The organism is Vibrio sp. R12-SG2-ISO1 (assembly GCF_059834045.1).
Genome location: NZ_JCBDGO010000015.1, coordinates 82,753 through 93,993, shown reverse-complemented (window position 1 = coordinate 93,993; position 11,241 = coordinate 82,753). Strand labels below are relative to the sequence as shown.

The window sequence follows — 11,241 nt, the reverse complement described above, 5'->3', positions numbered from 1 at the left end:
TCTGTTCTCCGAACGTGGTATGTCTTATACCGCGCAAGCGCGGGTATTCAAGGTGTTCATCACAGCCAAGGAGCGCCCTTGGCTGCATTTTTGGTGCGATGGCTGTTTAAGCGCGATTAGTGTTCAAACAGATAACAACGCACAAAGTGGTTTTCAGACAGTTGAGTTACCTCAGGTAATTGCTCACGGCAGCGCTCAGTAGCGTGCTCACAGCGCCCTGCAAATGGACAGCCGGTTGAAACTGGCGTCCAAAGCGGAATTTCCCCTTTGTTGCCTTTGAGCTTCTCGTGAATCGATTTACTCGGATCGGGCACCGCAGAAACCAGCAGCTGCGTGTAGGGGTGTTGAGGTTTATGGATGATCTCTTCGGTATCGCCCCACTCGACCATGTGACCCACGTACATCACCGCCAGATCTTCGGCGATGTAGCGAGCCGTGGCGATGTCGTGCGTGATGTAGAGCAGTGACATCTGTTTGTCGAACTTCATCTCTTCCATCAGGTTCAATACCCCGGCACGAATCGACACATCGAGCATCGAGGTCGGTTCATCGGCAAGTACAACCTCAGCGCCAACGGCAATATTACGCGCCAAGTTGACCCGTTGGCGCTGACCACCGGAGAGTTGATGCGGGTATTTTTCTGCGGTCTCTTTCGGCGGAATAAGGCCCACTTGTTCCAGCAGATCGTACACTCGCTCTTGCAGTTCTTTTTTGTTGCCCGGCGTGACTTTTTTATGGATCAGCAAGGGACGGGCAATGTGGTGGAAAATATTGTGTGTTGGGTTGAGCGAGCCAAATGGGTCTTGCCAGACCATTTGTACCCCTTCGCGATAACTCATTAAGTCCGATTTTGACTTGATGGTTTGAATGTCACGGCCTTTGTAAATGATGTCGCCTGAGGTTGGCGCATACATTTTGGCGATCATTTTCGCGGTCGTGGATTTACCCGAGCCGGATTCGCCCACCACCGACAAACCGCGGCTTTTGTACATTTTGAATGACACGTCGTTGATCGCGCGCATCATAGGTTGTTGCAGTGCATTGCTGTTGATCGGGAAATCTTTGACTAGATTTTTTCCCTCAATCAACAAGTCGCCATATTCTGTGCTCATAATGGTCTCCAATGAAATTCTTCAGTTTCTCAATTCGTTACAACTTTGCTTGCGCAATGGGCTCACCGTATAGGTGGCAGTTTGAGAAACGACTTGGCTCGATTTCTCGCAGTGAGGTCGCTTTGCGGGTGCAGGTGTCATGGACACGATCACAGCGCGCTTGGAAGCGACAACCTTGCGGGATCTCCAACAAGTTGAGTGGGTTACCAGGAATGCCCGTCAATTTGGTTTTCGGCCCGGTTAACGGAGGGAAAGAGCTACCCAACCCCTTGGTGTAAGGGTGGTATGGACTTTCAAGAATTTGTTTTGAAGGTGCGACTTCAATCAGTTCACCGGAATACATGATGCCGATACGGTCAGAGAACTCGACCATCAGGGACAAATCATGAGTAATGAACAAAATAGAGAAACCGAATTCCTCTTTCAGTGCGTAGATCTTTTGCAAGATTTCGCGTTGCACTACCACATCAAGCGCTGTGGTAGGCTCATCCATGATGATCATTTTTGGATTCAACGCGAGAGCGATCGCAATAACCAGACGCTGACGCATGCCACCAGAGAACTGGTGAGGGTAGTCGGTCAGGCGACTTGGGTGAATATCGACGATCTCCAACAAGCCTTCGGCGCGGCGTCTGGCTTGTTCACGCGTCATATTGGTGTGGCGCATGATCACATCGCAAAACTGCTCTTCCATGGTCAACACGGGGTTGAGTGCGTTCATGGCGCTTTGGAAGACCATCGACATCTCGCTCCAGCGGAACGACTGCATTCTGTCATCGCTGTATTTGAGGATGTTTTCACCGTTGAAGATCACCTCGCCACCGGTAATAAACGCGGGCGGCTTGTGCAGGCGCATGAGCGAGAAAGCGACAGTGGATTTACCACAGCCCGATTCGCCGGCGAGACCGAAGACCTCGCCCGGAGCAATATCGAAGCTGACATCATTACAGGCGCGCACGTCACCGGCGGCTGTGATGTAATCAACGCATAAGTTGCGGATAGAAATGAGAGGTGCTGTCATGATTATTTGTCTCCGCTCCAGATTGCAGGTTGAGGTTCGAGCTCAGGTTTACGCTCTTTCTTGTCTTGCTCGGCTAGTTTCTTCCAGCGCTTCATACCTTTGTGGGAACGAAGTTGCGGGTTAGCAATTTCATCAACAGCAAAGTTAAGCAGGGCAAGGCCAGTCACAAGCAGTACAAGCGCCGCACACGGAGCCAGCAGTTCCCACCAAGCGCCAATCAGCATCGAGGAGGAAGTCTGGACGTTGTAGAGCATGATGCCCCAGCTGACCGTGTTCGGGTCACCAAGACCCAGGAAGGAGATGGTCGCTTCCATCATGATGGCGTACATCACTGAGCCAATGAAGCTAGCGCCAACAATGGGGATAAGGTTTGGCAAAATCTCGACGAAAATGATGCGCCAAGAGGACTCACCCAACACTTCCGCTGCTTTGACGAACTCTTTCTCACGCAATGCTAAGGTTTGCGAGCGTATCACCCTCGCGCCCCACGCCCAGGCGGTAAAGCCGATAATGAGCGCAATCGTTAGCGGGCCTGCTTCACCGATGAAGGCGGCAAGAACAAACAGCAATGGGTATTGTGGGATAACCAGCATGATGTTCATTGCGGCAGTGAGGAAGTCATCAATGCGCCCACCAAAGTAGCCTGCAGAGATACCGATGATGGTGGCAAGAAAGCAGACGGTGATCCCTGCGCCAAAGCCAACCGCCAGTGAAACGCGAGCGCCGTGGACAAACTGAGACCAAACATCGCGGCCCATACGTGTGGTGCCCATGACATGATCCGCCTTTTTCGACATGATCAGCGTGCGGCGATCCGTGGCGAGGTTTTCAGCCACCCAACCTTCAGGGTTGCTCTGCGCAGCTTTAACCACAAAAGAGGGGTACTCATGCGGGTTGCCCGAACGTTTGTCTGGCGCATGCTTGGTCAGCATGGGCGCGGCGAGGGCGATAAATAGGAACAGGCTCAAAATAATGCAGCCAACGAGCGCAATCGGGTTGCCAACGATCAGTTTAAAGAAACCTTTCATGATTATTTCCCTCCCTTACGTAGGCGAGGATCGAGCACGACATACAGCATGTCGGCAAGAAGGTTAAAGAACAGCATAAACAACGTCATGATCAGGAGCTGACCTTGCAGCACTTGGTAGTCACGCGCTTTGATGGCGTTAAATAGCACAGAGCCAAGACCGGGGTAGTTGAAGATGATTTCGATGATCAACTGACCACCGATAGCCATACCCAATGCCATCGAAAGTGCGGTAACACTTGGCAAGAGCGCATTACGTGCCGCGTAGTTGAAGACCACTCGGTTCTCGCTCAGCCCTTTTCCTTTCGCCATGGTGATGTAATCTTCGGCGAGTAGGTTGATCATGTTGTTACGCATGTTGACCAAGAAACCACCGATCTGAACGATAGAGGCACAAAATAGGGGGAGAACCGCGTGATAGGCGACATCTTTAATAAAGGCCCAGCTGGTCCAGTCGGGAATGGTGCCTGCGGTATAGGCATAGCTTGTCGGGAACCATTTCAAGCCGATGGCGAAGACAAACATGGCGATCATGGCGATGACCACTTGGGGCACCGCTTGGATGATCAGCATGCCTGGCGTGACAAACGCATCGTATTTGCTACCTCGTTTCCAGGCGGCGAAAATGCCCAAGATAGAACCGAGTGAGAACGAAATCACCACCGCGGTACCCGCGAGAAACAGTGACCAACCGAACGCACTGCCCAACAGCTTGTTCACCGATAGTGGGTAGAACTGAATCGAAGTACCGAGCTCCCAGCTCAGAATGTTTTTCATGTACGCGTAGTACTGAGCGAGATAGCCGCCTTCGACAAAGCCGAGTAGCTCTTTCATAGCAGCGATACGCTCAGGCGTCACTTGAACCGATGCATTGGCAAACATCATGGTGACGGGATCGCCTGGCATGGCGCGCGGAATAATAAAGTTTAACGTCGCAGCAACGAGCAAAGCGACAAAATAAAAGGACAAACGTCTTAAAAAGTAACCCATAACTCACACCTTACTTATCCAGATTTTTCCTGTTTCTGGTTTCAGGTCGCTCAAGCAAACCGTAAAATTTTGAGCGAAAAATCCCCTGACGACGGGCGCCATAGCTTTAACAACTTAAAGTTTTGGGGATTAAGCGGCGTACGGATGCACGCCGCAAAGACAAAGCAAACTCACTTATTTCACTGGTTTTAGGTCCAGTACGTGAAGTAGACGCTCTGGGATACCAGCCCAAATGTTTGGACGGCCTTTTGGATTCTCTTCGTTCCACCAGCCAGTGAAGCGAGTGGTGTTGTATTGGTACATGTAAGCACCAGACATCACAGGAATCGTCACTTGGTCAGCGGCAATGATTTGCTGGATACCGTGAGCGATCTCTAGCTGCTCATTTTTGTCCGCTGTTTTGTAGAAGCTATTGAGTAGTCCATCTAGCTTGTCGTTTTTGTAGAAGTGCATCGCGAAGCGCGGCATACCTTCACCCGATTGCAGTGCTGAGTTGTACGCACTGTTCCAGTAAGTGTATGGGTCTGCACCGTGGAAGTAGTTGGTGTACGCCACATCGTATGTCCCTTCAAGCATGGCTTGGTTGTAGACAGAGAAGTCTGGAGTACGTGCACGGGCTTTGATGCCCACTTCTGCGAGTTGTTCAACCGCAAGCTGTACCGTGTTGTTAAAGTCGGTCCAGCCGTTTGGTGATTGAATCAATAGCTCAAACGATTTGCCTGATGGCGTGTCGACAAAGCCATCTTTGTTGACGTCTTTAAAGCCCGCTTTCTTCAGAAGTTCTTTCGCACCTTCCACATTGTACGTGTTGTAGCCTTTGTACTTGTTGTGAGTGCTCTCATCAGACCAAGCTTCAAACGCGTAACCTAGACCAGAGGCAAAGTCATTCACTGTACCGCCGCCGTAGAACGCGATGTCGATGATGGTTTGACGATCCAGTGCCATTGAGAACGCACGACGGAAATCAACATTCGTCAACGCTTCGTTTTTGGCAGGATCTGGGTTTTTGTAGTTGACGACAAACGCTTGTGTGCCCGCTGGCGGGTACCAGTATTGGTGATTCGGACTTGCTGCTGCGTACGTGCGATCGATGTCTGGAATGAAGGATGATGTCCAGTCCATCTCACCGTTCACGACTTTACCTAGGAATTGGTCGTTATTCGCGATTTGTGGAACGCGTAGACAGTCAACCTCTAGGTTGTCGGCATCCCAGTAGTTAGGGTTTGCACACTGAATGTAGAGCTGAGCGGTGAAGGTGTCGATTTCAGTAAATGGACCTGAACCTACTGGGTTTTCGTTAGTAAATGTCGCAGGATCTTTGACGTCTTTCCACACGTGCTCAGGGACGACAGGCACTTTCGCAATTTCGTAAGGAACGTTTGAGTTCGCTTCCGTTAGGCGGAATTTCACTTGGTAGTCGTTGATTTTCTCAACGCCAGTAACCCAAGAGTTGATACCGCTTTGGTCCAGTTCAGGTTTGTTTTTCACTAGGTTGAAAGAGAACACGACGTCGTTCGCGTCAAATGTTTCGCCATCAGACCATTTCACGCCTTTACGAATGTCAAAAGTGACGCTCATTAGGTCGTCAGACATCTTGTACGCTTCTGCCAAACGGAACACAGGTGTGTTGCCGTGCATCTCATTGAAGACAACGAGTGGCTCGTACATGAAGTCTGTTGTGGTGTGAAGGTTGGTCGCACCTAGGTACGGGTTGAAGTTACGAACAAAGGTCGTGAACTCTTTAGGGTGGACGGTTAGCTCACTGCGCTCTGCCGCTGTTGCTACTGATGCAAAACCTGTAGTTGCAGTTGCGATAATCGCGGTTGCTAGTGCTGTTTTCTTAATGTTGGCAAGCATAGCTGTTCCTTACTATTTGCTTTCATTTCACAATGGTTGGAATGTCATCAATTGATAAACACTCACTAAGGCCTACCTCAGATTGGTGCTGACCAAGACGGAGGACCCAGTCAGCCAGAGTGGCCTGTAGGCCTTAGGCACAGTAAGAAAACACCGGAAGCGGAAAACGTGCAATCCTCTTTCCCGTTAAAAACGTTAAAACGAATCAATGACTCGTTAAAACCGTTAAAAAACACGGCAATTGTTTTAATTTTAATCAATTTATTGCTTTGAAGTTTATCGCATAAAAGCGCCAGGCTTGGTTTGTTTGTAAGTGCGTACTATCGCTCTATCTATTCTAATAAAGGCTTGTTGACGGAGCTGGATTTGATTGAGATCTTGGTCACTTGCCCTAATTTGGGTTAATTTACCTCGTTAATTATAATCTGCCGTTCTGTTGTGATTGGCTTCGCAAACTGCCGTAAAAATTCCTTCTTGCCAGTATTTGAACGTGTTAATCGTCGATATTTTGCCGCATCACACGAGAGAAATAACCTAGCTATCATGGTTTTTTTACGTCGTGTAGTAACTGTTTGAGGCGTGAGAAAGGGTGTTTTTCAGGGCAGAAAAAAGCCCGCTAGGCAGCGGGCTCAATCAAGCTTAGTTGGTCAATAAGTGATGCAATTTATCGCGCAATTCTTCGATATGTTCGCGCTGTGGACTGCGTTCCTGGCAGTGCTCCAAGATGTAATCGAGCGAGCTTAATACCGTGCGCCAGCGTGGCGTCTTAGGCAGTGTTTCAACTCGCAGGTACTTGTCCAACGTACGAGTTTGCAGTGTGCTGCGGTCTAAGTAGACGCGCCACAACCCACTTTGTTCAGCAAAGGCGAATTTCGTCTGACCGGTCACGCTCTCCCAATAGTCTAACGCTTGAGTCATGGCATCGACCAAGACTTCGCGCATCAGATCTTGCTTGGATTTATTGTCACCGCTGACGCGCTCGGCTAAGCGAGTAAATTCGCCACCGAGCTCTTTGAGTTCTTGCAGTTTGGCCTTGTCGCCTTCAAAGGCAAAGGTAGAGAGTGCCTCAATGGCCGTCTCTAGGTTGTGGATACGAGTGGCATTGACACTGCCACCCACATTGAAGATGTACATGGCGCGCAGGTCGGAGCCCTCAGGCATACGCAGGATGTCGGCGGAGATATGCTGACGAACATCTTCTACATAGACATCGATAGTGCCGCAGTAGTGATCTTGTTTGACACTAAGGTATTTTGGCGCAATAAGCTCGTCTGCGTTTGAGCGTTTGAGCTGCTCCGCAGAGCGGCGGAAGAGGCGTGAAGCCGCTTCATTGGCAAAGCGCACTTTGCCATCTTCACGCACACAAATGATGGCTTCAGGGGCCGATTCAAGTTGCTCGAGCAGTCGTCCTTGCGTTTCCAGTAAGCTGGCTTCGACCGCTGCCCGTCGTTTTAACTCGATTTGCAGCTGCTGGTTCTCTTGTCGACGCAGCTCCGCTTTACTGGCGGTCAAGTGGGCTTGAATGCGTGCCGCCAACTCTTGCTTGTTGAAAGGTTTGGATAGGTAGTCATTCGCGCCCGCATTGAAGCCTTTGACGCGATCGTCGCTTTGGTTAAGCGCCGTCAACATGATCACCGGCAGCGCGGCGTGATCGTACTGTTGACGTACTTTTTCACACACCTGATAGCCGTTCATGCCTGGCATCATGATGTCGAGCAGCAACAGTTGTGGTGGCTCTGCATCCAAGGCTTCCAACGCTTCTTGGCCATCTTTCGCGCAGCGTACACGATAGCCTTCAAGGCGCAGGAAGCTATCAAGCACCCGCAAGTTGACCGGTTCATCATCGACCACCAGTAGTAACGGCCCGTCTGGATTTTCTGGCAAGCTCGAGACTTCAGGCAGCTCAATCTCAGTATTATCAGGCGCTTTAAAGTGAGGCAGTACGGTGTGATTGGCTTGGGCAATTTGTTCTTCACTTGCCATTGGGAGCGTAAAGCTGAAGGTCGTCCCCACCATGGGCTGGCTGCTGACGTACAGATTGCCGTGCATTAAATCGATCAATTGACGACTGATAGACAGCCCAAGCCCCGCCCCTTGGCGGTATCGATGGGCGTCACTGCCTGCCTGAATGAGCGGCTCAAAAATGTGTTCCAGTTGATCGGCGGGAATACCTTGACCGGTATCTACCACCTGCACGCGTATTTGATCATCCACCACGCTGGCTGAGATAACGATCTTCCCTTCGCTGGTGTATTTGATGGCATTGCCAATTAGGTTATAGAGCACCTGTTCGAGGCGCTGCGGATCGGCACTGACCCAAACTGGCTCAACTGGGACCTGATTGATGATTCGAATCGGTTTGTTGCCCAGCAGGTGCGATGAGAGCTCAAGCACTAAGCGAGTGGCTGAAGAGAGATCCACTGCGCTGGTTTCAATATCGAGATTGCCATAGCGCATCTTGTGGTAATCGAGCAGATCGTCGACCAAGGTCGCGAGACGCTGGCCGCTGCTGATAATGATCTCTAGCTGGTATTTATGATCTGAGGTGATCGGGCCATTGGCGCCCGAGATCAGCGCTTCGGCGATGCCAACCATACCATGCAGCGGCGTTCTGAGTTCATGAGAGGTGGTGGCTAAAAACTCATCTTTGAGTTTATTGGCGAGCTGTAACTCTTCATTTTGCTTTTTGATCAGTTTTAGATGGCTTTCGAGCTCTTCATTTTGCTCTTTAATTAACTGAATTTTCTCTCGAATGGAGCGCTGCATGCGCTCGAAACTGACCGCAAGTCGGCCAATCTCATCTTTACGGTTGGTGTTGTTAATATCCGCTTCTAAGTCGCCCGCCGAGACTTTTTCCGCCGACCAGGTCAGTTGCAGCAGCGGCGAAGTGATGAAGTTGGACAGGTAATGCGAGGCGACAACGACTAAGACGATGGCACCTAACATGGCGAGAATAAACAGGGTTTCTAACTGATTGACGCGAGCAAAGGCGACCTTCATCGGCACTTCAACCACCATAGCCCAATGAATGCCGTTGACTTCAATCGGTGTGTACGCGGCAAACATCGACTCGTTATTGGCATTGGTGTAGGTGCCAACGGCACTTTCCCCGCTTAGGGCCAAATTGACCACCTCAAGGCTTTTTTCGACCTCGCTCTCATCGTAAGAGAGGGTGCGCGAGCGGTGATCTTGGCCGACCAATAAGGTTTTGATTGCCACCTGATTGCTTTTGTCCGCGATGAGTTTGGTGATGCCATTATTGGGGAGGCGAAACATCGCATAGCTGTGCAGGTAGCCTTGTTGAACGATAGGTGCACCAAACCACGCTACCATGCGACCTTGTTCGAGCGAAAAGTCAGAGATAATCACCGGGGTGTAATCTTCGTTGGTTTTGCGTCGTTCGGTCACTTGCTTGCGCAGGGCTTGAAAGGTTTTACCGAGATTTTGATCTTTGTAGCGGCCGCTGAGCAGGTTAGTGCCATAGTTATCGTACTTGTAAATGGAGTAGGTGACATTACCTTCGCGGTCGACCAACAGAATGTCGTCAAAGTCGGAGCGTTTGAGCAGCTCTAGGTACGCCCAATGATAGCGTTTGTGTAGCAGGCGATAGCGCTCAGTGCCGGTGTAGACACTCGATTGAGGCAAAATGGAGGTTTTGATTTGATCACCGGAGCCAGGAATATAGCGTTTTTGTGCGTACTCGCGTGCTTGTTCAATATCCAAGCCCAAGCTTTGAAAGGCGTTGACTAAGCCGTAAAAGCGCCCGCCACTTGCGTAGGCCAGTTCAGAGCGAACAAAGCCCATTACTTCCGACTCTTTGGCGTAGAGGTAATCCTCAACCTGCTGCTGTTTGGTATCGCGCACTGAGGTGAGGTGGTAGGTGCTTTGCTCTTGCAGATCTTTGGTATGAGATTGGAGAAAAAAGATGGCCATTAAAGTCAACGGCGTGATGCTCAGTACCAAAAACGCCAACATTAACGTGTTTTGAAGACGCTTAAATCTTTGCTTTTTATACAACTTAAACATGTCGTGGGGGCTTATGGCTAAAAACGTTAATTTCTTAAACTGACAAATTTAACGAGTTTTTTTACTTTGACAAGTAAGTTGCCCGCAAAGCGTGGTTAGCGGCGCATTTTCAACGAAAAGAGGACAAAATAGCCCAACTTCTGAGCGAGGTTGGGCGAGATAGGCTAGCGTTTGGCGTGATAAATAGCGAACTTGTTGGTCTTATTTAGTGTCTCGCATTTACCGAAAGCGGCGTCGATGATCGGCGGGTACTTGAGAAAGCTATTGGCGACAATAAACAGCGCCCCTTGGCGATTAAGGTGAGTGGGTGCTTGCTCAAGTAAGGTTTCGGTAGCACTGTAACTGGTATCAAGGCCTGAGTGGAACGGTGGGTTGCTGATGATAAATTGATAGTCATCATCGGTATCAGAGTAGATATCGGATGCAAACACACGCCCGGTTAAACCATTGGCGGCTAAGGTCGCTTGGCTTGATGCCACGGCCAGGGCGCTGATGTCACACATCTCTAGCTCTATACCAGGGTTGAGTGCAGCCATCACGCTGCCAATCACGCCCGCGCCACAACCAAAGTCGAGTACTTTTCCGCTGAGTGGCGGCAGGGTATCAAGCAGCAGTTGGCTGCCAATATCAAACTCACCGTGACTGAATACCCCAGGCAAACTGTGGATCGTCAGGCGCGTCTCTTGGTAGCTCACTTCATAGCGCTTAAACCAAGCGTCCAATTGAAACGCTGGGGGAGTTTGCGTGCATTGACCCCAATAGAAGGAGCAGCGGCGCGCTGAGTCATATTTGCGGATTGTGCCGTAGGGCTTGAACATTTTTTCGATGCTTTTAATGCCTGAGCGATTTTCCCCAACAACGACGATTTCGCACCCTTCACCCAATTGGGCCATCAACATTGCCAGTAGGTATTCTGCTTCCGCTTTGGCTTTTGGCCAGTACAGCAGCACTAAATCCGCTGGCGCTTTATTCTCGTCTTTGGGTTCGTATTGCACGCCAAACTGACAATCTATGGCGGTATGCGCATTCAACTGGCGATAGTAGCCATAGTGGGTGGTGAATACGGTGACCGATTGGCAGTGGTTGGCTAACTCAATGGGAAAGAGATCTTCGGATTCTCCTGCCACTAAGACGTGTTTACCTTCAAAGTAAGCGAGTTGACGTTGGGCAATTTGGCTAGGCGCGATGTAAGCAGACATAATGAGCTC

At 50.2% G+C, this 11,241-nt stretch carries 7 protein-coding genes; all 7 read right to left on the bottom strand.

Going from position 1 to position 11,241, the window contains the following annotated elements; translation table 11 throughout:
* Positions 1-116: 116 nt before the first annotated feature.
* Positions 117-1,112 (bottom strand): ABC transporter ATP-binding protein, encoded by a 996-nt coding sequence (locus AC6R10_RS10895; RefSeq protein ID WP_334553970.1) that lies wholly within the window; start codon positions 1,110-1,112, stop codon positions 117-119.
* A gap of 37 nt (positions 1,113-1,149) precedes the next feature.
* A complete protein-coding gene (locus AC6R10_RS10890; RefSeq protein WP_334553972.1) occupies positions 1,150-2,133 on the bottom strand; it encodes an ABC transporter ATP-binding protein in 984 nt (327 codons plus the stop codon).
* Between the two features lie 2 nt (positions 2,134-2,135).
* The gene (locus tag AC6R10_RS10885; protein WP_334568393.1) at positions 2,136-3,161 is read right to left on the bottom strand and encodes an ABC transporter permease; all 1,026 of its coding nucleotides are present in this window, start codon (positions 3,159-3,161) and stop codon (positions 2,136-2,138) included.
* A gap of 2 nt (positions 3,162-3,163) precedes the next feature.
* The gene (locus AC6R10_RS10880) at positions 3,164-4,150 is read right to left on the bottom strand and encodes an ABC transporter permease (RefSeq protein WP_334553976.1); all 987 of its coding nucleotides are present in this window, start codon (positions 4,148-4,150) and stop codon (positions 3,164-3,166) included.
* A 174-nt stretch (positions 4,151-4,324) separates the two neighbouring features.
* Positions 4,325-6,007, bottom strand: coding sequence for an ABC transporter substrate-binding protein (locus AC6R10_RS10875; RefSeq protein WP_334568394.1), 1,683 nt, complete (start codon positions 6,005-6,007; stop codon positions 4,325-4,327).
* A 639-nt stretch (positions 6,008-6,646) separates the two neighbouring features.
* The gene (locus AC6R10_RS10870; RefSeq protein ID WP_500672244.1) at positions 6,647-10,033 is read right to left on the bottom strand and encodes a response regulator; all 3,387 of its coding nucleotides are present in this window, start codon (positions 10,031-10,033) and stop codon (positions 6,647-6,649) included.
* A 164-nt stretch (positions 10,034-10,197) separates the two neighbouring features.
* A complete protein-coding gene (rsmC, locus tag AC6R10_RS10865) occupies positions 10,198-11,232 on the bottom strand; it encodes a 16S rRNA (guanine(1207)-N(2))-methyltransferase RsmC (RefSeq protein WP_500672243.1) in 1,035 nt (344 codons plus the stop codon).
* Positions 11,233-11,241: the final 9 nt, after the last annotated feature.